Origin of the sequence: Croceicoccus estronivorus (assembly GCF_001625325.1) — a bacterium.
In the GTDB taxonomy this organism is placed as follows: domain Bacteria; phylum Pseudomonadota; class Alphaproteobacteria; order Sphingomonadales; family Sphingomonadaceae; genus Caenibius; species Caenibius estronivorus.
This window is the reverse complement of the sequence record NZ_JRQQ01000002.1, coordinates 205293-226071: the sequence shown is the minus strand read 5'-3', so window position 1 is coordinate 226071 and position 20779 is coordinate 205293. Positions and strand designations below refer to the sequence as shown.

Annotated in this window: 25 protein-coding genes; 11 read left to right on the top strand and 14 right to left on the bottom strand. The window is 59.0% G+C overall.

The genetic code is table 11. The annotated features are described in order from the left end of the window. Positions 1-17 precede the first annotated feature (17 nt). Entirely contained in the window at positions 18-1145 is a 1128-nt protein-coding gene (locus tag MB02_RS04305; RefSeq protein WP_067533039.1) for an NAD-dependent epimerase/dehydratase family protein, read from the top strand. A 17-nt stretch (positions 1146-1162) separates the two neighbouring features. Here the strand turns inward: MB02_RS04305 and MB02_RS04300 are convergent, their stop codons facing one another. After that, complete coding sequence (locus tag MB02_RS04300; protein ID WP_067533036.1) at positions 1163-1948, bottom strand: SDR family oxidoreductase; 786 nt, start codon at positions 1946-1948, stop codon at positions 1163-1165. Further along, positions 1945-2739 (bottom strand): hypothetical protein, encoded by a 795-nt coding sequence (locus tag MB02_RS04295; protein ID WP_067533034.1) that lies wholly within the window; start codon positions 2737-2739, stop codon positions 1945-1947. Before MB02_RS04295 ends, MB02_RS04300 begins: the two co-directional genes overlap by 4 nt. A 254-nt stretch (positions 2740-2993) precedes the next feature. Between MB02_RS04295 and MB02_RS04290 the strand changes: the two genes are divergently transcribed. From MB02_RS04290 to MB02_RS04280, 3 genes are all read left to right on the top strand, one after another. Further along, positions 2994-4931 (top strand): flavin-containing monooxygenase, encoded by a 1938-nt coding sequence (locus tag MB02_RS04290; RefSeq protein ID WP_067533031.1) that lies wholly within the window; start codon positions 2994-2996, stop codon positions 4929-4931. 89 nt (positions 4932-5020) lie between these two features. Continuing rightward, positions 5021-6112, top strand: a complete 1092-nt coding sequence (locus MB02_RS04285) for a Zn-dependent alcohol dehydrogenase (protein ID WP_067533028.1) — start codon at positions 5021-5023, stop codon at positions 6110-6112. A gap of 8 nt (positions 6113-6120) precedes the next feature. Then, complete coding sequence (locus MB02_RS04280; RefSeq protein WP_067533025.1) at positions 6121-6975, top strand: alpha/beta hydrolase; 855 nt, start codon at positions 6121-6123, stop codon at positions 6973-6975. A 43-nt stretch (positions 6976-7018) separates the two neighbouring features. Here MB02_RS04280 and MB02_RS04275 read toward each other — a convergent pair whose 3' ends face one another. Further along, a complete protein-coding gene (locus MB02_RS04275; RefSeq protein ID WP_067534098.1) occupies positions 7019-7921 on the bottom strand; it encodes an NAD-dependent epimerase/dehydratase family protein in 903 nt (300 codons plus the stop codon). Between the two features lie 211 nt (positions 7922-8132). On the opposite strand from MB02_RS04275, the gene MB02_RS04270 reads away from it, so the two are divergent. After that, complete coding sequence (locus MB02_RS04270; protein ID WP_206598569.1) at positions 8133-9449, top strand: spinster family MFS transporter; 1317 nt, start codon at positions 8133-8135, stop codon at positions 9447-9449. A gap of 60 nt (positions 9450-9509) precedes the next feature. Here MB02_RS04270 and MB02_RS04265 read toward each other — a convergent pair whose 3' ends face one another. Together MB02_RS04265 and MB02_RS04260 are read right to left on the bottom strand one after the other, a co-directional pair. Further along, complete coding sequence (locus MB02_RS04265) at positions 9510-10730, bottom strand: cytochrome P450 (RefSeq protein ID WP_082825959.1); 1221 nt, start codon at positions 10728-10730, stop codon at positions 9510-9512. Positions 10731-10858: 128 nt separating this feature from the next. Further along, positions 10859-11716 carry a helix-turn-helix domain-containing protein gene (locus tag MB02_RS04260; RefSeq protein ID WP_067533019.1) on the bottom strand — a complete coding sequence of 286 codons (858 nt, stop codon included), beginning with the start codon at positions 11714-11716 and terminating at the stop codon, positions 10859-10861. A gap of 273 nt (positions 11717-11989) precedes the next feature. Here MB02_RS04260 and MB02_RS04255 point away from each other — a divergent pair, with 273 nt between their 5' ends. Continuing rightward, a complete protein-coding gene (locus MB02_RS04255) occupies positions 11990-12763 on the top strand; it encodes an SDR family NAD(P)-dependent oxidoreductase (RefSeq protein ID WP_067533016.1) in 774 nt (257 codons plus the stop codon). Positions 12764-12863: 100 nt separating this feature from the next. On the opposite strand, the gene MB02_RS04250 is transcribed toward MB02_RS04255, so the two are convergent. The 3 genes from MB02_RS04250 to MB02_RS04240 are packed head-to-tail and all read right to left on the bottom strand — an operon-like array spanning position 12864 to position 14628. Continuing rightward, a complete protein-coding gene (locus MB02_RS04250; RefSeq protein WP_170304626.1) occupies positions 12864-13400 on the bottom strand; it encodes an AAA family ATPase in 537 nt (178 codons plus the stop codon). Positions 13401-13408: 8 nt separating this feature from the next. Further along, positions 13409-14125, bottom strand: a complete 717-nt coding sequence (locus MB02_RS04245; RefSeq protein ID WP_067533011.1) for a 2OG-Fe dioxygenase family protein — start codon at positions 14123-14125, stop codon at positions 13409-13411. Continuing rightward, on the bottom strand, positions 14122-14628 hold the full coding sequence (locus tag MB02_RS04240) for a cupin domain-containing protein (protein ID WP_067533008.1): 507 nt from the start codon (positions 14626-14628) through the stop codon (positions 14122-14124). The genes MB02_RS04245 and MB02_RS04240 overlap by 4 nt, the downstream gene beginning before the upstream one ends. Before the next feature lie 73 nt (positions 14629-14701). Here MB02_RS04240 and MB02_RS04235 point away from each other — a divergent pair, with 73 nt between their 5' ends. Genes MB02_RS04235 through MB02_RS04215 form a run of 5 tightly spaced genes read left to right on the top strand, consistent with a single transcriptional unit; the run spans position 14702 to position 17608 of the window. Then, the gene (locus MB02_RS04235) at positions 14702-15349 is read left to right on the top strand and encodes a 2-hydroxychromene-2-carboxylate isomerase (protein WP_067533005.1); all 648 of its coding nucleotides are present in this window, start codon (positions 14702-14704) and stop codon (positions 15347-15349) included. Further along, positions 15346-15786 (top strand): PaaI family thioesterase, encoded by a 441-nt coding sequence (locus MB02_RS04230; RefSeq protein WP_206598568.1) that lies wholly within the window; start codon positions 15346-15348, stop codon positions 15784-15786. Before MB02_RS04235 ends, MB02_RS04230 begins: the two co-directional genes overlap by 4 nt. Further along, positions 15783-16334 (top strand): RBBP9/YdeN family alpha/beta hydrolase, encoded by a 552-nt coding sequence (locus MB02_RS04225; RefSeq protein WP_067533000.1) that lies wholly within the window; start codon positions 15783-15785, stop codon positions 16332-16334. The genes MB02_RS04230 and MB02_RS04225 overlap by 4 nt, the downstream gene beginning before the upstream one ends. Continuing rightward, the gene (locus MB02_RS04220) at positions 16331-16978 is read left to right on the top strand and encodes a LysE family translocator (protein ID WP_067532997.1); all 648 of its coding nucleotides are present in this window, start codon (positions 16331-16333) and stop codon (positions 16976-16978) included. Before MB02_RS04225 ends, MB02_RS04220 begins: the two co-directional genes overlap by 4 nt. Positions 16979-17002: 24 nt before the next feature. Next, positions 17003-17608: a DJ-1/PfpI family protein gene (locus MB02_RS04215; RefSeq protein WP_067532994.1), complete on the top strand. Its 606-nt coding sequence runs from the start codon at positions 17003-17005 to the stop codon at positions 17606-17608. A gap of 53 nt (positions 17609-17661) precedes the next feature. Here MB02_RS04215 and catB read toward each other — a convergent pair whose 3' ends face one another. The 6 genes from catB to MB02_RS04185 form a co-directional block, all read right to left on the bottom strand. Continuing rightward, the gene (catB, locus tag MB02_RS04210) at positions 17662-18300 is read right to left on the bottom strand and encodes a type B chloramphenicol O-acetyltransferase (protein ID WP_067534093.1); all 639 of its coding nucleotides are present in this window, start codon (positions 18298-18300) and stop codon (positions 17662-17664) included. A 239-nt stretch (positions 18301-18539) separates the two neighbouring features. Then, positions 18540-18851 carry a cupin domain-containing protein gene (locus tag MB02_RS04205; RefSeq protein WP_067532992.1) on the bottom strand — a complete coding sequence of 104 codons (312 nt, stop codon included), beginning with the start codon at positions 18849-18851 and terminating at the stop codon, positions 18540-18542. A gap of 48 nt (positions 18852-18899) precedes the next feature. Beyond that, positions 18900-19358 carry an RES family NAD+ phosphorylase gene (locus MB02_RS04200; protein WP_067532989.1) on the bottom strand — a complete coding sequence of 153 codons (459 nt, stop codon included), beginning with the start codon at positions 19356-19358 and terminating at the stop codon, positions 18900-18902. A gap of 16 nt (positions 19359-19374) precedes the next feature. Beyond that, positions 19375-19776, bottom strand: a complete 402-nt coding sequence (locus MB02_RS04195) for a GFA family protein (protein WP_235829418.1) — start codon at positions 19774-19776, stop codon at positions 19375-19377. Continuing rightward, positions 19766-20149, bottom strand: a complete 384-nt coding sequence (locus MB02_RS04190; RefSeq protein WP_082826001.1) for a nuclear transport factor 2 family protein — start codon at positions 20147-20149, stop codon at positions 19766-19768. Before MB02_RS04190 ends, MB02_RS04195 begins: the two co-directional genes overlap by 11 nt. An 11-nt stretch (positions 20150-20160) precedes the next feature. Next, the gene (locus MB02_RS04185; RefSeq protein WP_067532986.1) at positions 20161-20754 is read right to left on the bottom strand and encodes a LysE family translocator; all 594 of its coding nucleotides are present in this window, start codon (positions 20752-20754) and stop codon (positions 20161-20163) included. Positions 20755-20779 lie beyond the last annotated feature (25 nt).

Genomic DNA, 20779 nt, shown 5'->3' with positions numbered 1-20779 from the left:
AAAGGAGGCTGTGTGAAGTGACCGGTAAAGGCCCCAAGAAGAAGGTTCTGATTGCCGGCGCATCCGGAGCTGTCGGCGGTGCCGCGCTGAGTCATTTTTCCAGCTTGCCCGATTGGGAGGTGGTCGGTGTGTCTCGCAGGCCGCCGATCATGCCATATGGCAGAGCGCGGCACCTGTCGGCTGATCTGTTGGACCGCGATGCATGCCAGCAAATTTTCGGTGGTATGCATGATGTCACTCATGTGGTCTTTGCCGCCCTGAACGAGCGTGAGGACGATGTTGTCGCGGGATGGAGCGATCCCGCGCAAATGGCGAAGAACGCAGCAATGTTGGCGAACTTGTGCGACCCGTTGTGCGATGCGGCTCGCGGGTTGCAACATATTTCGCTGGTACACGGGCCCAAGGCCTACGGTGTGCATCTGCCTGATCTCGACTTGCCAATCCCCTTGCGCGAGACCCAACCGCGTGCACCGGGGGACAATTTCTATTATTGGCAGGAAGATTACCTGACCCGGAAGAGGAAGGCTGGTGCCGGCGAATGGGCGGTTACGATATTGAGGCCATCCAGCGTGGTCGGGGTCGTTATCGGTGGCGCTCTCAGCCCATTTCTTGTTCTGGCAGTGTTTGCATCGTTATGCCGTGAGGCTGGCCGCGCCATGCCCCTGCCAGCGGGGCGGGGGGAGATTGTGGATTTCACTGATGCGGACCTGATCGCGGAAGCGCTGGCATGGGCAGCAGAGGCGCCTCATGCGCGCAATGAAGCGTTCAATCTGACAAATGGCGACGTGTTCCCAATTCGCGATGCGTTTCCGTTGGTAGCGGAATCGCTCGGCGTTTCTGTTGGCTCTGTTTGTCAGTACGATATCGCCGATGAACTTGCATGCCTGGCGCATCTGTGGCCAGGCATGGTCGAGAAATATGGCCTGGCGGCCCCCTCCGATATTGAGACATTCCTGGGGTTTTCTCCTCAGGTTGCGCGTGTCTGGACGGCCCCTGTACAGCCCGGCGATGAGTTGCGCTGGAATTTGATCAATACGATCAAGGTCAGGCAGGCAGGCTTTGCAGGCTGTATTGATACTGCAGATATGATGAGAAAATATCTTCGCCGCTATCAGGATCTGAAGCTTATCCCTCCGGCCCTTTAAGCGGCGAAGACCTGCTGTCAGTTGGCCATGAATTGGCCGCCATTCACATCGAGCAAGACGCCTGTCACGGCACTTGCAAGATCGGACAGGAGGAAAATCACAGCTCCTGCGCATTCATCGTCGCGAGGAATTCGCCGCAGCGGGATTGTCTCTTTCAATTCACGTTCAAGGACTTCGGTCGAAACACCACGTGCCTCTGCCCGGGCCGCAAACCCTTTGCGCAGAGGTTCCCCGGCCATCCACCCCATCAGCGCGCCGTTCACTCTGATACCCTCAGGCCCCAGTTCACGTGCTAATTGGCGGGTTGCCATGTTCAGACCCGCCTTGGAAATGTTGTAGCCACCGGACCCTTCGGTGCCGATCCGGGTACCGACTGTGCTGATGTTGACAATGCATCCCCTGGATTGCCTGAGATGGGGCAAAGCTGCCTGGGCGAGTGCAAGCCCACCGAAGCAGGCGACATCCATTGCACTGCGCCAGCCCTGTAGATCAGCATCAGCGAATGGCCCGGCTTCGAAACGGAAAGCACTGTTGACCAGAGCATCAATGCGCCCGAACCTGTCCGCAGCACTTGAAATCAGGCGCTTGCAATCATCCGAGTTTGTTACATCGGTCGGGACGGAAAGCGCGTGTCCTCCGGTCGCCTCGATTTCAGATGCAACACTTTCGATAAAACCGGCCGAACGTGCGCCCAAGGCCACAGTGGCGCCTTGCTCTGCGCATTGCAGAGCAAGTTTTCGGCCCAACCCAGGGCCGACGCCACTTATGACGACTGTCCTGCCTGTCAGTAAACCGCTGCTCACCCCAGTTGATCCAGGTAAGTGTCAGTTCCGAAGACGGATGCAAGGAACGGCGATGCAAAGCGCACGGTGCCGATGCCTGACTCTTCGATCAGCTTGCCGAACGGAACATAGCGCTCCGCCCATACGTCCATGGGGTTTTCTACTGAGAAGGAAACGAAGTTGACGTGATTGCCGGCAGACAGGGGGACGTCAGCCGGGCTGCGGGCATCCAACGGCACAGGACAGGAAAGCAGACTGACATCGCCCGGGCAATCGACTGAGTCGAAGAAAGCTCGGGCATCCTGCTCTGTCTTGCCGGGGACGAGGTCGACGATGAAAGCGGCCAGCCCCGCGTATTGCCGGTCCAAAGCAAGTTCCACGGGCATTGTGCTGCCCGGTGCATTATATTCCTGTTCGTAACGATAGAAGCCGGTCAGGATATGGTCGCGCTCCTTGAACATTCGCCCTTGTTCGTGGAGCCGGTTTACCTGGACTACCGCCCATTCATCCCAGTCGGCATGATGTTCATCGAGAATCCAGTAAAGTGCAAGAAAGCTGCCTTTGGAAAGGTCCGAACTGGAACCGTACCGCAACGCCTTGCAATCGCGGGTCGCGATGTAGCGTGCTCCTGACAGGGTGTATTCTCCGATCATGCAACCGCTATAGAAATGGTCGCGCTCGTACCACCTGTTATAGGCCACTTCGTAACCGGGACGGGCCTCGATCATGGTGAAGAGAAGTGTCCCCAGCCGGATCACGCGATCCTGCCGCGCAATTACGGCGTGACTGTAATGTTCTTCGTTGCTTTCCATCCAATATCTCCCTTGCCATGTGTGGCGCGATCAGGCCGACCTGCCGACGCTATGGTTGTGCCGCAAGGCGTGGCTTGCCAGTGTTCGCCAGTCAAAGCTGGCGCGAAAAGTTCCGGTACTTCGGAATGAGCAGATCCCCTGTTTTCGATCTTGTTCGTTGGCGGCAAGGGAGCTTTCCGAAACATATCATCGCATATGGTCAATGCTTGGCTTGCGCCGGTGTGAGATACGCGCCGGCAAGGAGAATATGAGAAATGAAGGCAGCGGAAGAAACCGAGCTGGTGGAAGGCGCGACAGGCCAGATGATGGCCAGATCGGCGCAGGTGGATCATGATTTCATTCGGCGCGCGGTTGAATTGGCCGATCTCGATGCGGTCAGGGTTTCGATCTATCAGATGACAGGCGCTTCCGACATTGCGGATCTGCCCGTTGCCAAGGACTTGACCCGGGAACAACGCGAGACACTGATCGACAAGGCGGTTGAGTGGTTGAAAAATCATGCTTCTGCCGAAATGCCCGCAGAGCCGTCGCTCGACAAACTGCGCGAATTGATGACAGTCGCCACGCACAAGGAAATGAGCGATCTTGAATTCGAGGCACGTCGTGATTTGCCTGGATTCCGCGATTATCCGTTTGCGGCAGAATGGGAGGGTGAAAAGCCCGAGATTCCTGAGGGCTTTAAGGTGGCGATCATTGGTAGCGGGCCTTCCGGTATCGCCGCAGCGGTTCAATGCAAGGTGCTGGGCATTCCCTATGTGGTCCTGGAACGTCAGGCGGGTGCAGGGGGGACCTGGATCATTAACCGCTATCCGGAAATCCGGGTCGACACGCCATCGATCACTTACGAATTCAGCTTTGAAAAACGATATCCGTGGAAGGAGCATTTCGGAAGAGGGGATCAGGTTCGCGAATATCTGGACCATGTCTCCCGCAAGTATGGCGTGCGAGACAATACCCGGTTTTGCAGTGATCTGAAGAAGGCGACTTTCGACGAAGGGCGCAATCTCTGGACACTCGAATTCGAGACCCCGGAAGGCAAGGATACGCTGGAAGCCAACGTTGTCATCACGGCATGCGGGACCTTTGCAAATGCCAAACTGCCTGATTTCGAGGGCATGGAAAGCTTCAAGGGGCAGATCGTTCATCCCTCGCGGTGGCCGCAGGATCTGGACCTCACCGGGAAACGGGTTGCCTTGATCGGCAATGGTTCCACAGGTGTCCAGATGTTGGGAGCGCTCGCCAAGAAAGCTGCCCATGTTTATGCAGTACAGCGTACGCCCCAATGGATAAGTCCGCGCGAAAAATACGGTGCCCCGATGGAACCGGAGATTTCCTGGCTGGTGGACAATCTGCCCGGGTACTGGAACTGGTGGCGTTACATGGCCACTGCCGCCCTGTTCGACATCCATAGCATCCAGATCCCGGACCCTGACTGGCAGGCCAAGGGAGGCAAGATCAATCAGGCCAACGATCAACTGCGTGATTTCCTGACGGGCTATATCAAGCAGGAAACGGGTGGGGATCAGGAGCTGATCGACCAATTGGTGCCGGATTACGCGCCGTTCTCGCGTCGGCCTGTGGTCGATAACGGTTTCTACCGGGCATTGACTCGTGACAACGTGGATCTGGTCACCGGCGGCATTGCCCGGCTTTGTCCGGACGGCATCGTGATGGAGGATGGACGGACGCTGGATGTCGATGTGATAATATCGGCCACTGGCTTCGAAGTTGTGAAATACCTGCTTCCAGCACGCTACATCGGTCGTGAGGGCAAGGATCTGCATGAAGTCTGGGATTCAGGCGACGGACCGCGCGCCTACCGCAGCATGATGATGCCGGGCTTCCCGAACATGTTCATGGTTTATGGGCCGAATTCGCAGCCGCTCTCGGGGGGGACTGGTCTCCCCGCATGGTACATGGTCTGGGCGTCTTTTGCCGGGCAATGCATGATGAAGATGCTGCAAGAGGGCAAACAACGCGTGGAAGTCAAAAACACTCCCTTTGAGGATTACAATGTAGCCCTTGATAGGGAGGCATCGAACCTCGTGCAGTTGACCAAGGAAGGCGGTGTCGAGCGGAACTACTATGTCAATCGCCAGCACAACCGTCTGCAGGTGAATGCTCCTTGGGAAAGCCCGGATTTCCATCGTCTGTGTACCGTTGTCGACTGGGACGATCTGGAACTGTCGTAATTCTGTTAGTTTGAGTTTCCTGCTGGCGTGCGGTGTCTTGGTGAACGGCGCATGCCAAAGCGGACCTGTATTTTTTGGGAGAGCAAGGCATGCGTGCACTGATTTATGAAGGCAAAGGCAAGGTTGCCTTCACTGACAAGCTGACAGTGAGAGAGCCGGCCGATGACGAAGTGCTTGTCCGGATCGTCGCCAGCGGCATCTGCCACAGCGATATCAGTGTCGTCGACGGCAAGATCGATTGGCCGGCACCGGCTGTTCTAGGTCATGAAGGTGCAGGGGTGATCGAAAAGGTCGGGTCGAAAGTAACCGGTCTTGAGCCGGGTGATCACGTCGCGTTGCATACTCTGGCCTATTGCGGCCATTGTGCACATTGCGAAACCGGGCATCCCACACATTGCCGTCATACACTGGGCAATTGCACGCAGCCCTTCGATCTTGACGGTAAGCCAGTATCGAACTTCGCAGCGACATCTACCTTTGCCGAATTCACTGTAGTGAAGCATCAGCAGGCAGTTAAGATCGACAAGGCTATCCCTCTCGATGTCGCCTGCCTGATCGGGTGCGGTGTGTTGACCGGGGTGGGCTCGGTAATCAACCGGGCAAAGGTGGAAGCTGGTGAAACGGCGGCCGTTTTCGGAGCAGGTGGAATCGGCCTGAACGTCATCCAGGGCTTGCGTCTTGCAGGCGCGGCCCGGATCATTGCGGTCGATCTGATGGCCTCTCGAGAGGAAACCGCACGCAGCTTTGGCGCCACCGACTTCATCGATGCATCGAAAGAAGACGCACCGGCGAAGATCAAGGAACTGCTTGCCGATCCTGTCAAACCCGCAACTGGTGGGGCGGACTGGAGCTTCGAATGCTCCGGCAGCAAGGTCGCATTGCAGAACGCCATTGGCTCGCTGGCATGGGGTGGTAATTGCGTGATGGTAGGGACTCCTGCCTTTGACGCGACTGTCGAGATGCCGGTATTCCCTTTGTTGTCAGTCGACCGCGGACTGATGGGGGCCCGTTACGGCTCGTCCAGACCGCATCATGACATTCCTGCCTATCTTGCGCTCTATTCCAACGGTTCGCTGATGTTGGATGAGTTGATCACTACCCGTTACAATCTTGAAGATTTCGAACAGGCTTTCGAAGATCTGGAAACGGGTAAGCTTGCCCGCGGCGTTTTCGTTTACTGAGCTTTATCATGAGCACGATCCCCAGCCTCCCCGCATGGAAACTTCCGGACGTTCGCGAAGGGTATCCGGCGCCTGACGATTTGCTTGAGAAGCGCAGGATGGCTGGGGGTGACGCGCCTGTCCCTTCAGAATTGGTACGGGATATAGCCGGTGTGCGCTGCCTCGTTGTTGCTGCGGAGAATCCGACGCGGCGCATGCTTTATTTTCATGGCGGCGGGTATCGGATGGGGTCTCCTGTCGCCTGGGTTCCGTATGCCACGCAATTGGCCCGGGCGATGGAAGCCGAAGTGATCCTCCCTTTTTATCGTCTGGCGCCAGAGCATCCGTTCCCCGCCGCACTGCACGATGCCGTCACGGTATATCGCGAACTGGCCGGAGAGGGCCAGGTCCTGTTGGGTGGCGACTCCGCCGGGGGAGGGTTGGCTGCGGCCCTGAGTATCGCGGCCAGTCGTATAGGAGCACCTCCTGCCGGGACTGTGCTGGTTTCCCCAATGCTCGATTTCGGGGCCAGTGATGAAACCTACGATCTTAACGGCGGGCGCGATCAGCTGTTTTCCCGTCAGGCAGTTGAAGACTGTGCGGCATTGTATCTTCAGGGGCATTCTCCCGAAGATCCGCTAGTTTCTCCGCTTTATGTCGAGCCCCAGGACTTTCCTCCTGCCTTGATACTGATCGGTGGAGACGAAGTGTTGTTGGGCGAAGCGATCGCTTTTGCGCGCAAGCTTGCGATGGCTGACAGGCGAGTCACGCTGCACGTTGCGCCCGGGGTTGGTCACGTTTGGCCGATGATGGCACCCGGCACCCAAGAGGCAGATGATGCAATTGCCGCTGTTGCGACATTTGCGGCCGCTTGCCTGCCCTGATCCTTCATCAGAGGTGGTAGTCGCAGGTCGGCTCGGGACTAGCTCAATTCGAGCCCTTACCGTAGTTTGAATGCCCCACATCGTCGAGCAGATCGAGATGGACCGGGGACCACCCCAGTTCTTTTCTGCTTCGCGGCGCCCGGCTGCGGCTGCAAACGCCCATGCCGATAAGTGTGTAGAATTTGCCCCATCGTTCGACGGCTTCATCAAAATCGAGGCTCCGCGATGGAACGCCTGCATCGGCGGCAACAGCCTGGGCGATGGTACGATTGTTCAATTCGCCTGCTACTGCGTGATAAAGCGCGCCTCCTGAACCCTTCTCAAGCGCCAAGCGATATAGCTCGGCGAGATCTTCCACGTGAACATTTGAATAGAGATTGAGCCCTCGTCCGAGATAGCCGACTTCGCCAAATTCCCATGCGTCCTTGTAAAACCGGGCCATGTGACCGCAGCCGCCATTACCCCAGATCATGGAAGGGCGGATAACCATGGCGCGGACCGCGCCCGTCCACCCTGCCGACATAACCAGATTCTCCGTTACATGGCGGAAACCAATGTACCTGGATGGTACGAAGTCGTCATGCTCCGCGAAGGTGTCCTCGCTCCATTCACCGTCGGTGCGCTGTGAAAGGATGCCCGTGCCGCTGGTAAAGATGAGGTCCTTCTTCGCACCGGACAGCTTCTTTGTCAGCGAAGAGAGAAAGTCGAACTCTTCCTGCATGTCGAGTTGCGCGGTGTAAATCACCGCATCATGTTCGATTGCAGCATCAAGCAATGCTTGTGGCTCAGACAAGTCTCCGCGCATGGGCGTGGCACCAGCTGACTGGACGATCAGGTCGCCTGCGGCAGAACGCGATATTCCGGTGACATCCATACCGGCACGGCTCAGATTTTGCGCAATATGGGATCCGAGATAGCCAGAAGCACCAAATATCAGAACGTTCACTGCCAGTTCCCTTCCTGTTGTCGATGTCGTGAACACCGTTCTAACTAGGTTGTGCCACTTCAGGCGTGAACCTTCCACGTTACCGGAAATGGAATGGCTCAGATTGACCCTATGGCATTGCTGTCGGACGTCCCGATCCGGGAGAAATGGAAGACCTTCCATGCCTTCAACGCATAAATGCAAGAGCGGGATGCCCATGGAGAAGATGAAAATGCGCGCCGAAGAGTTTGGTGAGACTCTGTCGGACGCAGTGCGCAATGCCAGCAGTGGCAAGCGTACCCTGATGCTGATTATGCTGACCTTGATCTATTCGCTGAATTACCTTGATCGGCAAATTGTCCTGATCCTGCAGGAACCGATAAAGGAAGAATTTGTCCTTCAGGACTGGCAGTTGGGCCTGCTGACGGGCGGTTCGATCAGCTTGTTCTACACTCTCATGGGAATTCCCATCGCCCGGTGGGTGGATACCGGCATCAATCGAGTCAGGATGATTGCCGTCATCACAATCCTGTGGAGCCTGTTGACTGCGGTTGGCGGCGTGACACGAAACTATGCCCAGCTATTCGTCGCCCGCATGGGAGTGGGCATGGCCGAATCCGGGTATACGCCGGCGGCTCACTCGCTGTTGTCCGACATATATCCAGCTGATCGGCGACCCGCCGCCATGGGGATCTTCGCCACCGGCATTCCGATAGGGATGATGCTCGGCCTCGCAGTTGGCGGTTATATCGCCCAACATTACAGCTGGCGTGCCGCTCTCCTGATTGTCGGGCTGCCGGGAGTGATCGTGGCGCTCGCTTTTCTGCTGATTGCCCGAGAGCCGATGCGTGGGGAGTCTGAAAGTACTCCGCAACCGGACAATGTCGGAAAGGTAAGCTTTCGCGATGCAGTGTCGGCCTTGTGGCACAGGCCGGCCTATGTTCAGGTCGTATTGGCAAGTGCCGGGGCCAGCTTCGTCCAGATGGGGATTGCTGCCTGGCTTCCATCCTATCTCATCCGTGTCCATGGCATGTCATTGTCGGAGGTCGGCCTCGGTATGGCGGTGTTGACCGGTTCTGCAGGCCTGTTCGGGACCTGGTTTGGCGGATGGCTCGCATCGAGACTCGGTGCACGTGGCATGCATGCCATGCTGTGGGCACCCATCATTGGTCTGACGCTGAGTATTCCACTGCATATCCTGGCATTTTCCGCGACCAGCGGCATGACGACATTATGGCTGCTCTTGCCGCCGATGATCCTGGTTGCCTTCTGGACGGCTCCCTCGATTGCGGTGACGCAGAGCCTTGCGCCCGTTGCGACGCGAGCGACTGCCAGCGCGGTTTATGTCGTGGGCTGTAATGTCATTGGCGTTGCCATGGGCCCGATCTTTGCAGGCATCTTGAGCGACATGTTCAATTCAATGACCGGCGATCCTGCTCGCGGTCTGCAATTGTCGTTGATCTGCCTGTCGCTGTTGATGCTGTGGAGCGTGACCCATTGGATTATCGCGGCACGCCACCTGTTGCGCCAGGAGCAAGCCGCAGCCTGATCGAACGAGGTAAACCGTGGGGCCATTTGAGAAAAAATAGCCCCACGGACTGCCGTTGCGTCAATCTGTAACGTCCCATTCGAGCGGCAATGCCTTGAGCATCATTGTCGCGCCTGCCTGGTTTTCGATGACTGTGTCTTTCGCGATGCGCAGGTTCGGCATACGAGGCAGGAGTTCCTCCAACATGACGGTTAGCTGCTTGCGCGCCAGATAGGCCCCGATGCACAAGTGTGGTCCAGCGCCAAAGCCGAGATGCTTGACCTTGCGACGTCCGCCACGGTCGAAGTCCACTTCAAGAGGGTTGTCCCATTGGTCTGCGTCCAGACCGGCGATCGGCGTACCGGCGCACACGACGTCCCCCTTTTTCATCTGCACGCCATAAAACACGTGATCCTTGGCCACGCTACGCCCGATGAACGAGATGCCAAAGCGTCTCAACATTTCTTCCAGAGCAACTGGAATATCCTCGGGATGGTCGATCAATCGCTGCCTGTGAGCCGGACTTTCGGCCAGAAAATGCATGATATGCGTCATTTGGGAAGTGATCGTGTCGAGCCCGCCTGAAAACAGCATCAAGGTCATTGACCGCATATCCTCGAAATCAGGCTGTTTGTCGTCGATCTTCATGCGCAACAACGCCTGGAACATGCTGCCCTTGTTACGGGAAGGATCGGCCAGTTGTTCCTTCAGCCAGGTGGTGACCCATGCATAGGCTTCGATGAAACCTTGCCCTGTCTCCTCCGCAGAACGCCCCCGGAAAATCAATTTGATCCATGACAGGCACTGGTCTCGGAGAGACAGGTCTGCTCCCATCAGATTGAGGAAAATATCGATCGGCAACTTATAGGCAAATTCCGAAACGAATTCGCATTTGCCGGGTGTGAAGTGATCGAACAGCTGGCGGGCAAAATCACGCGTATCGGGGTCGATTGTGGCCAGCGCGCGCGGTGAGAACAGGTTGTTCGCCATGGCTTTGCGATAGGCCGTGTGGCGGGGCGGGTCGAAATTGTTCGGTATGAGCACGATAGAGGCATCGCGCTTGGGAATGGCGAGAGAAGTTGCCGTAAACCGTTCGTGATCAGTAAAGACTTCCGCAATCGCCTCTGACGGACGAATGACCCAATAGCCGCCCAGGTCCGGTGAGAAGAAGATGTCCGGGCAGTTCTTCAGATCCGCGATATATTTGTAGGGATCGTGCCGGATGGCTTCGTCGTTGCGAAAGTCGAAGTGGACAACTCGTTCGGCAGGCACATGATCGGGTATGCGTACGTCAGATTCCAAGGCAACTCTCCGAAAGGGATCATGAATGCGATCCTCACGGTTTTCCTTATGCGTGCGTGAGCTGCCTAATGAAGAGCCTTCTGCCTCTGATGATCGGCTTGTGGCAGAAAGGGTGTGTTTTGTCCGACCTAGCAGTGCCCGTGGGCAGGCGAGCCGACAGACGCCTGATACAACCGATCCCGATGCCGCATGACAGCCGATTGCATGGCCGATGCCATCTGTTTGATGTCACCTTCGGATTCGAAGAGCTTTTCTCCAACGATGCCAACCGCATGGGGGGAGACCGCATTGGGAAGCTGCAAGGGCACGGCAATGGAATCCAGCACGATGTCATTACGACGGCAAAGCGCGAAGCCCTTGGCGCGGATTTGTGCGATGCGATCTACAAGATACTTCATCAGCGACGGCCCGCTTGGACCAAGCCCGAGCTGTTGTGCACGAGTGACCAACTTGATGATTTCAATATTCGAATGCTGGGCCAGAATTGCTGCAGCGAAGTTCGTTGCAGGTTGCCAACGATCCCGATCGTAAAGGATCACCTCAGTTGGGAAATCGATTTCGTCATTGGGGGTCAACCAACGGCCCCGCATCTCCGCCACATTTTCCACCCAGCAGTCGTTCTGGAATGTGACGAAGACCGTGGCGCCCGTCTCTGCCTTTATCTCGCTCAACAAATCCCCGATATAATTGCCGCCGAAGAAATTACGCTCGATACTGCGCCCAGTGGCAACCAGTTTATATGAAGGGACATATCGCTTCGTCTCGCGATTGAACGTGAGATACCCCATTGCGGCGAGAGTGCGCAGGATTTCGTCTGCGCTGGAGTTGGGTATGCCCAGTGCCTCGCTGATATCGATTGTCCGCGCAGGCGCATCGTACATTGTGAAATAGTGCACGATGTCCAATGCTCGAAGGCAGGATTTAACACCGCCCTGAGTTGCGGAACGGGCATCACTAAAACCTAATTTGGGCTTCTTTTGAGCCACGGAACCTCTCCATCTACCCCTACCGCAGATCTTCTGCCTGCTAGTCAAAGGCTCTTTTCTCGAAACTCCTGATTTTTTCAGGATAACTTATGCATGAAATTGCTTCAAGTGGCCAAGCCAGCAGATTACCGCGAGCCGTGCATGATACACTGCCGTTCCAGCCACGCGGAAATCTGTAGTTCAGTGCTTGCATGTGTCTTGGGCGGCACGCTGGCATGGCCTAAGCATATCGAAGAGGGTTCAAACGGCCCCACACAGACAAAGGGATTACGAATGCTTGGAGAGCGTCTCGCGGGGAAGGCCATCATTGTTGTCGGATCAGGTACGGGCATAGGTGCAGCGACGTCGCGCCGCCTGGCGGAGGAGGGCGCAAAAGTCTGCCTTGCGGACATCAATCTGCCCGCTGCTGAAAATGTTGCCGAAGAGATCCGATCAAAAGGTGGCGAGGCGTTTGCGACCTTGGTTGACCTGGCCGATGAGGCACTGGTCAAATCCGCATTTGACAAGGCGGCCGAGCAGTTCGGCAAGCTGGACGGCGCGCACATCAATGGCGCCGATATGGCGACGCTCGTCAAGGATACGGACATACTGGACGAACCGATGGCGGTATTCGACCGGACCATGCAGGTTAACTTGCGCGGACACGTCCTTTGTACGCGTGCGGTCCTGCCATACCTGATCGCGAATGGCGGTGGAGGTCTCGTTTATACGAGTTCAGGGGCAGCCCATGCTGGCGAGCCTGTCAGGCCAGCCTACGCCATAGCGAAAAGCGGGCTGATGGCTCTGATGAGGCACGTGGCGTCGGCCTGGGGCAAAAGCGGCGTTACCGCCAATTGCGTTGCGCCAGGGCTGACCATTACTGAATCCATGAAAGAACGAAACGGCACCAAGAGTGATTTCCAGGTTGCCATGCTGGAAAAAACGCCAAGCGTCCGGCTCGGGCGCCCCGAGGATATTGCTGGGGTAGTTGCCATGCTGCTGTCCGAGGATGGCCGCTGGATCAATGGCCAAAGCTATAATGTCGATGGCGGCGTTATCATGATCTGACAGATCACAGGGTATTCATCGCGCGCCTCCTCCCGGAGCATGTGGTGAATGCCAATGATGGCAGTCACCCGCTCGAAACAGTCATCGTTTGTGCCTTCTGCTACCGTTCAATCCAGTGCTGCACGAAAGTTGCGCGCTCATCGGGCGACACGAGGGGGAGGGAGATGAGGGTGTATCCCAGTTCCTGATAGACGCGCGCCATTATGTCATGGGTCGCCACCGCCTCGTCCCAATCCTGCTTGCGCTCGCTATCCTTGGCATAGATCTCGGGCCAGGGCGGCGCAATGAAGACATGTCGGTTGTACCGGTTGCTCTCCGCCGCGCGTGTGAGGTCGCCGGGTATGCCCAACCCGCACAATATGCGGTAGCCGATGATGTCGGGAATGCCTCGGTCGAAGAACAGGATGCCGTCTTTCGCCTGTGCCTCCTCATAGGAGCTGAGGTCATGCGCCAGCATCTTGTCGGCAAAGGCGTCGCGGTCATCCCATGGTAGAGCGGTTCCGCCGGCGGCCACCTCGTCGCGGATCACCGCTCGTCCGGCCTCGGGCATATGCGGCAAGCCTTGTTCGGCCAGCGCCGCAAGGAGCGTGCTTTTGCCCGATCCCGGACCGCCGGTTACGACGAAGAAGCGATCCATCCTGTCCCTCAACTTTCCCGCGCTTGCGCGAATGTGAGAACCAGCGTGTCCCGCCATGCGGGCGCGCCCGGTGTCGCGGACTCGATCGGCGTGGTGCCATGGCGGACGGTACGGTCATCCAGCAGCAGCGCTTCGCCGGGACGGGTTAGCCGGTGTTCGAGGATGCAAGCGCCAAATGCATCCTCTACGCGACTTTCACCGCCGGCGTAATCGCTGCCGCCGACAAGCAGGATCAACACCCAGTCGCGCCCGTCATGATGCATGCCCTCCGGCGTGGGGAGGCCGGGCTGTCCCGACAGCGCTTCGATGCGAAATTGATGCGCCTCGACCGCCCAGAAGTTCGGACCCTGCGCGCTCGCATCCGCGATAAGGGCGGCGGTGCCCAGCACCAGCGCCTGAAAAAGCGGCGATCCGGTTCGAGCTTCGGCCATCGGCGCGAACCAGCGTTCGATGCCGCCATTCAAGGGATTGTGATCGCGCTCCTGGTAGTGCGCGCGATGCGGCAGGCGCGTGCATTTCCCGCCTGCCACCTCAAAGGCGGCATAGCGTCTGCGACGATAGGTGCCGCCGTCGGCCATCCAAGTGTCGCGCGGCAGATCGTCCCAGCTCCGCGCAAATGCTGCCCATTCCGGGTTGCCGGGATCAACCAGCTTGCCCGGTGGCAGGAGCAGGGCGGGCGGCGTGGCGATGCACTCGCCGGAGGCGGTGGCGAGCCACCTGGTCATGTCTCGCCGTCCCAGTAGCCGACCGCATCGGCATAGCGCCCGACATGGTCCACCGACCGGCTCGCCTTGTCGCCGCCGGGCGCGGCGCCTGCCATGACCGCGAACTTGCCGCTGTCGGGATAGTCGATCACGTCGGGCTCGTTCATCGTACTGATGGCGAGATAGCGCAGGTCTGTATCGCCGGTGTTGATGATCTGGTGCGCACTTGCCGCGCCGCTGGCCGGGCATAGCGCGACATCGCCCGCCCGTAGCGCATGATCGCCATCAGCATAGCGCAGGCGGCCGCTGCCGGAGAGGATCACGAACAGTTCCTCATTCGCGTGATGGCCGTGGAACGGCCACGCCCGCTTGCCCGGCGGCACCACGACCAGCCTTCCGCCCAGCATGTGCGCACCCAGCGGCGAAGCGAAGGAGGCCATACGCGCTTCGTAGAGATCGCCGTGCGCCTGTCTTTGCAGGTCGAGAGTATCGAGATGAAGAACGGGGGGTGTGATAACGGCCATGATTGAACCAATACAATGTTTGATTTGATCGACTCACAATTTGATACAATGATGAGGCCCAAGGAGCAACCAGATGAGCACGAAGACCCCGGCCAATTTCTATTTCGATCCCGTCTCGCCCTTCGCCTTCCTGATGTGGAAGCGCCTGCGTGAAGACGATTTCGGGCTGGAGATACGCCCGGTCCCGGTGCTTCTGGGCGCGCTGCTCAACCACTGGGGCCTGATCGGCCCGGCGGAAGTGCCGCCCAAGCGGGCGCAGACCTATCGCATGTGCCAATGGCTGGCTGACAGGAACGGTATCGTGCTGCGCTTTCCCGATACGCATCCGTTTCGTTCGGTCGAGGCACTGCGGCTGCTGATTGCGCTCGACGCCCGCACGGACGCTGTAGATACCGTGTTCGAGGCGGTTTTTGCGCAAGGCCGGGATCTGAGCGATGCCGCCGAACTGGAGAGGCTTGGCGGTGAACTTGGTCTTTCCGCTGCGCAGGACAGGATCGCAAGCGCGGATGTAAAGGACGGGCTCCGAGCCAACACCGAGGCGGCGATCGCGCGCGGCGTGTTCGGCGTGCCCACTCTCGCGATCGGGGAGGACCTGTTCTGGGGCTTCGATACGCTGGACATGGTGCGCGATTATCTGGCCGATCCCAAACTGTTCCAGACGGCTGAGATGCAACGCCTCGGCACCCTCGATTATGGCGTGTCCCGGAGGACAGGATCGTGACCGGGGCCAATGACCCGCTTCTGCTCGAACGCGTTCGCGAGAGCTTCTCGCGTCAGAGTTTCATGGGGCTGATCGGGGCCGAGGTGATCCACGCCAGCCATGGCAAGGTGGTTCTCGATCTGCCGTTCCGGACTGATCTTTGCCAGCAGAACGGCTTCCTTCATGGCGGCGTGGTCGGCGCGATTGCCGACGTGGCGGGCGGTTATGCCGCTTACTCGGTTTTCGGGGATGGCGACGATGTCCTGACGGTTGAATACAAGCTCAATCTTATCCGTCCGGCGGCGGGAGAACGCCTGCGCGCCACGGGTGAAGTGCTGCGCGCTGGACGCGCGCTGACGGTCTGCGATCTCAAGGTCCATGCGATACGCGAGGGAGAGGAGGTACTGTGCGCTTCCGGCCAGCAAACACTCATGCGCATGGAAACGGCACGGCCATGACGCTCCCTGTGCTCTTGCTTCCCGGCATAGGCGGTTCGGGAGCGGACCATTGGCAAAGCCATTGGGAGCGGACCGATCCCGGCATGACCCGCTTCGCACCGTCCCATTGGGACCGGCCGGAACTTGCCGACTGGTGCAAGGCGCTGGATCGAGCGGTTGGGACGCTGGACCGCCCGCCCATTCTGGTCGCGCATAGTCTTGCCTGCCTGCTGGTGGCGCATTGGGCCGCCGCGCGCGGAGCGTCGGTAGCCGGCGCGATGCTCGTCGCCGTGCCCGACCCGTCTGGGCTGGCGTTTCCGGATGAAGCGCGGACTTTCGCGCAAGTGCCGGAGCAGCCCCTGCCGTTTCCAAGCCTGATCGTCGCCAGCGCGAACGATCCTTACGGGACGGTCGATTACGGCAATCGACGTGCCCGGCAATGGGGTTCGCGGCTGATCACACTGGGTCCGCTCGGCCATATCAACGCGGGCAGCAATCTGGGCGATTGGCCGGAGGGCCGGGATATCCTCACGTCCTTTCGCGCTGAAATCGAAGGGAAGGGGGCATGACCATCTGGACTGCGCTTGCCGGGTTCACGCTGGCCGCCGGGCTTCTCGTCATCACGCCAGGCCTCGACATGGCACTGGTCCTGCGCACACTCGCCGTCGAGGGACCGCGTCAGGCTCTCGCGGCGGCGGCAGGCGTAGTTGCGGGCGTTTTTGCCTGGGGGCTCATTGTGGCGCTGGGGCTTGGCGCGCTGCTCGCGCTGTCAGGCATGCTCTACACGATCCTGCAATATGCAGGCGCCGCCTATTTGCTATGGCTGGGGCTGGGCATGGTTCGTGCGGCTCTTAAGTCGGGTGCGCCCTCCGATGCAGCAAGTCCGGCGTTGCCATCCGCTCCATCACGATCGGGCAACTGGTTCATGAAGGGCCTGCTCACCAATCTGCTCAATCCCAAGATGGGTGTCTTCTATGTGAGCTTCCTGCCGCAGTTCGTTCCGGCGGGAGCATCGGTAATGGGCTTCAGCCTGTTGCTGGCGGCGCTTCATGCCACGCTTGGCATGGCTTGGTTTGCGCTCCTGATCCTTGGCAGCCGTCCGCTGCGGCACTGGTTTGCGCAAGGGGCCGTAGCGCGCTGGCTCGATGGCCTGACCGGCGGCGTGCTCATCGCGCTGGGCCTGCGCATCGCCTTCCATCCGGCGCAGCGATAGCGCCGCTTCTATATCGAGAGAGACATGCAGATAGCCGTTCTGACTTTCGACGGGTTCAACGAACTGGATTCGTTCATCGCGTCGACGATCCTCAATCGCCTCAGGCCGCTTGGCTGGAATGCATGGATCACGTCACCCGACGACGAAGTGACATCGATGAACGGTGTCACGATCCGCCGTCAGCGTCCGCTTGAATTTGCGGAAGAAGCCGACGCCGTCCTGATCGGCAGCGGTATCCGCACGCGCGACGTGGCTCGCGATGGCGCGCTGTTGGCGCGACTTCGGCTCGATCCCGAGCGCCAGTTGATCGGTGCGCAGTGCTCAGGCACCCTGCTGCTGGCGAAGCTCGGCTTGATTGGTGATCTGCCTGCCTGCACCGATCTGACGACCAAGCCATGGGTTATCGAGGCAGGCGTGAATGTGATCGACGCGCCTTTCGTCGCGCATGGCAATGTCGCGACAGCGGGCGGCTGCCTCTCCTCGCATTATCTCGCGGCCTGGATGATCGCGCGCGGGGGTTCGGTGGAACAGGCGCGCGAAGCGATCCACTATGTCGCGCCGGTCGGCGAAAAGGACGTGTACGTCGAACGGGCGATGGCTGTTGTCGATCCGTACGTCGACGCAAAGTGACGGTGACTGCTCGTCCGCTGGCGCATTGCGAAGGGCAGCCACCGTCGGCGTGACTAAATCGTACCTTGAACAACCTCTCGCCAATGATCGTAGAGTTCGCTCACCGATGGGGCTGTAAGGACCGGCATCGCTTCATTGAGTTGCTCGTCAGTCCAGTCCCACCATTTTAGTTCCAGCAGCCTTTCGATATCCGTTTCGCTGAAACGTTTTCGGATGGCTTTCGCGGGATTGCCGCCAACGATCGTGTAAGGGGCAACGTCTTTGGTCACCAGTGCGCGCGTGCCAATTACGGCCCCGTCGCCGATCCTCACGCCGGGCATGATCACGGCTTCCGAGCCGATCCACACATCGTTGCCGATGACCGTATCACCTGCTGGCAGATACCCGTTAGTTGCGCCTTCGAAGGCTGGGACTTCCGGCATCCAGTAGAATGGGAAGGTGCTGATCCAGTCGTTCCGGTGGCCCTGATTCCCAGCCATGATGAAGGCCGCCCCGGACCCGATTGAGCAGAAGCTACCGATGATCAGCCTGTCGGCGCCGTCATCGGGCAGAAGAAACCGGGCACAATCGTCAAAGCTGTGGCCATGATAATAGCCCGAGTAGTAGCTGTATCGCCCGACGGCGATGCCGGGGTTGGTGACCTGACGATCGAGAGTGATGCCCTTGAACGGGCTTTCGAAGAAATTGCTCATGAAAAGTACCACTGAATATGGCCATGCAAGCCATGTCATTCCGTATGCGCAAGGGCACACGAAACGGAAACGGCAGGTCGATGACCTAGCCGTCGCGTAAGCTCCTCGCGCAACCCACGCGGGAGAGGATTCAGATGGTACAGTCTGCGGACTTCATGCAGCCAATATGCTCTGGATTGTCATCGGAAAGCAAGTGTTCGGCACAGGCATGGCACCCTGGGGACGCGCGTTGACCTGGATCAGTCGCTTCCGGCCCGCTCGATCACCAGGACGCGCGCTTCGCCAAGAGGGTGGGCGACATGTTCATCACCCGGCTCGGCGTGGAAGATATCGCCTGTTTCGAGATGCAAAACCTGTTCGCCTCGGGCGGTTCGGACATACATGTCGACACGCCCGTCGAGGACGGCGAAGACTTCCGGGCCGTCGTTGACATGCCAGCGGTAGGGCTTGTCGGTCCAGTGCAACCGCACGGTCGCATCGTCGATCCGCTCGATCGACAGCGCGTCCCATGGCGATGTGCCTGTATACTCGCAGGCGCGAATGACCTGCATTGCTATCCTCTTTCTGTCATGTCTTATTCCGCTCAAGAGGGGATGCGATTACTCTCGGCGATATTTGTCGAGCATGGGTGGTCGATGGAGGCACTCCGAGATCTTGAACGGGCGAACGGTCAGCGGCCTTATCCGAGCTGCGTCCGGATGATCGGGATTCATGAGGACGATGTCCGCTTCCGGCAGAACGGCGGAGCTGACGGCTGCCAACAGTGAGCGGCGTTCTTCCAGCCAGCGGTCCACGAATGCCTTTTTCTCGTCCGGGGCAAAAGTGACTGGTACTCGCTCAGGAACGTGATCGACCTCGGCCCACCCCAACAGATAATCAGCGGCCATCAGTTCCTGATCTTCCTGCGCGTAGCGAAGTGCGACGAGAACCGCGAGAGCGGCCTCGCTGGTAAAGTTGACGACGGGGCGTCCAGACGAGGAGTAGCGGCCGCCGAATTTCATCGGTCCTGAACCGTCGAGCGCCACATAAGGTTCGCGCGTCAAGCGCCAGAGCTTCATGGCTTTTCTTTGCCTATCATGCTGGCGGACCTTCGGCATATTGGGGTTTGCCATCATCGAGCCGCAGCCATTCCTGCTTGCTGCTCATCCAGATATGGTCTTGTGGCGCGTAACGGTCGGGTGTGTCGAGGCTCCCCATGCTCAGCCCGATCGTGTTGGCGCTTTGCCTTTCCGAGAACAGGCTCGTCCCGCAATTCTGACAAAAGCCCCGGCGCACGCCCGATTCGGATCCGAACCAGCCAACTGGGCCGGACATGGCCACACTCTCCAACGGCACCATGACTCGAGCATAGAATGCCGCGCCAGTCGCCTTCTGGCAGCGATGGCAATGGCAGGCGCGAATATTGAGGATCTCGCCGGTGCTGGTGTAGCGGCAGGCGCCGCATAGGCATCCACCTTCGATGGGATCAGTCATCATGCGGCATCTCCTGCGCGCTGTAGAAGCTCTCGCCTTCGACCTGTCGGTCGTTCACGAAGCGCATCGTTTCGAGCGCCCGCCGGGCTTTGCCGTTGCGCCGGGCCACATAGTGGACGCCGAGCACCTGGCGCTCGATATCACAGACGGCGGCGATCAGGGTAAAATGCAGTTCGGACGAAGCCTCCAGCGCCTTTGACCAATATGAGCGCAAACTGGCCTTGCCTTCGACAACTGGCGAACCCGTCAGCTCCGCAGCCAATGGGCTGATGAAGCGCGCGTCCTCGGCAAAATGTGTCAGAACGGCATCGAGATCGCGTGCGTTCCAGTTGGCGATCCAGTTCGCCGCGAACGTCTCCATATCTTTCCGGTTCATCGCGTTATCCTTCATATCAGAAACAGCAGGGCGGTGAGCGCGGTCAGAACCGCCATCACGCGCACGAAGGCGATCATGCCCTTGCGGCTTTCGAGCAGCTCGCGGGCCCCCGCGCCCATCGCCGCCCAGGTTGCGATGGAAGGCAGGCCGACCAGCACAAAGGCTGCGACGATAACGCCGAGCTGCAGGGCGAGCGGTCGACCGGGCACGGTAAAGCTGGCGATGGCGGGCATGGTGATCGCCCAGGCCTTGGGATTGACGAACTGGAAGGCGGCTGCCTGAAAGAAAGTCAGCGGATGCGCGCCCTCGCGGCGTTCGACGCCTTCCGATTGCCACAGCTTTACCGCCAGCCATCCGAGATAGACGGCGCCGAAGATCCGCACTGCCCAGCGCAGCACCGGCCATGCCTCGAACAGCGCCCCCAGACCCAGCCCGCTGAGCACCAGCATGAGCGCGCAACCGAAATTGATCCCGAAGATGTGCGGGATGGTCCGGCGGAATCCGAACACCAGCCCCGACGAGGCGAGCATGATGTTGTTGGGGCCGGGCGTGGCGGTGCAGACGAAACTGTACAGCGCAAGCGGGGCAAGCAGAGTCGTGTCCATGATGTTCTCCTGCGAAGCTGAATGA

Bases quoted from the DNA above. Each gene is read 5' to 3' on its own strand.
- MB02_RS04295 (WP_067533034.1), bottom strand. From the start codon at position 2,739: ATGGAAAGCAACGAAGAACATTACAGTCACGCCGTAATTGCGCGGCAG.
- MB02_RS04290 (WP_067533031.1), top strand. From the start codon at position 2,994: ATGAAGGCAGCGGAAGAAACCGAGCTGGTGGAAGGCGCGACAGGCCAG.
- MB02_RS04285 (WP_067533028.1), top strand. From the start codon at position 5,021: ATGCGTGCACTGATTTATGAAGGCAAAGGCAAGGTTGCCTTCACTGAC.
- MB02_RS04280 (WP_067533025.1), top strand. From the start codon at position 6,121: ATGAGCACGATCCCCAGCCTCCCCGCATGGAAACTTCCGGACGTTCGC.
- MB02_RS04270 (WP_206598569.1), top strand. From the start codon at position 8,133: ATGCGCGCCGAAGAGTTTGGTGAGACTCTGTCGGACGCAGTGCGCAAT.
- MB02_RS04255 (WP_067533016.1), top strand. From the start codon at position 11,990: ATGCTTGGAGAGCGTCTCGCGGGGAAGGCCATCATTGTTGTCGGATCA.
- MB02_RS04250 (WP_170304626.1), bottom strand. From the start codon at position 13,400: ATGGATCGCTTCTTCGTCGTAACCGGCGGTCCGGGATCGGGCAAAAGC.
- MB02_RS04245 (WP_067533011.1), bottom strand. From the start codon at position 14,125: ATGACCAGGTGGCTCGCCACCGCCTCCGGCGAGTGCATCGCCACGCCG.
- MB02_RS04240 (WP_067533008.1), bottom strand. From the start codon at position 14,628: ATGGCCGTTATCACACCCCCCGTTCTTCATCTCGATACTCTCGACCTG.
- MB02_RS04235 (WP_067533005.1), top strand. From the start codon at position 14,702: ATGAGCACGAAGACCCCGGCCAATTTCTATTTCGATCCCGTCTCGCCC.
- MB02_RS04225 (WP_067533000.1), top strand. From the start codon at position 15,783: ATGACGCTCCCTGTGCTCTTGCTTCCCGGCATAGGCGGTTCGGGAGCG.
- MB02_RS04220 (WP_067532997.1), top strand. From the start codon at position 16,331: ATGACCATCTGGACTGCGCTTGCCGGGTTCACGCTGGCCGCCGGGCTT.
- MB02_RS04215 (WP_067532994.1), top strand. From the start codon at position 17,003: ATGCAGATAGCCGTTCTGACTTTCGACGGGTTCAACGAACTGGATTCG.
- catB (WP_067534093.1), bottom strand. From the start codon at position 18,300: ATGAGCAATTTCTTCGAAAGCCCGTTCAAGGGCATCACTCTCGATCGT.
- MB02_RS04205 (WP_067532992.1), bottom strand. From the start codon at position 18,851: ATGCAGGTCATTCGCGCCTGCGAGTATACAGGCACATCGCCATGGGAC.
- MB02_RS04200 (WP_067532989.1), bottom strand. From the start codon at position 19,358: ATGAAGCTCTGGCGCTTGACGCGCGAACCTTATGTGGCGCTCGACGGT.
- MB02_RS04195 (WP_235829418.1), bottom strand. From the start codon at position 19,776: ATGATGACTGATCCCATCGAAGGTGGATGCCTATGCGGCGCCTGCCGC.
- MB02_RS04190 (WP_082826001.1), bottom strand. From the start codon at position 20,149: ATGAACCGGAAAGATATGGAGACGTTCGCGGCGAACTGGATCGCCAAC.
- MB02_RS04185 (WP_067532986.1), bottom strand. From the start codon at position 20,754: ATGGACACGACTCTGCTTGCCCCGCTTGCGCTGTACAGTTTCGTCTGC.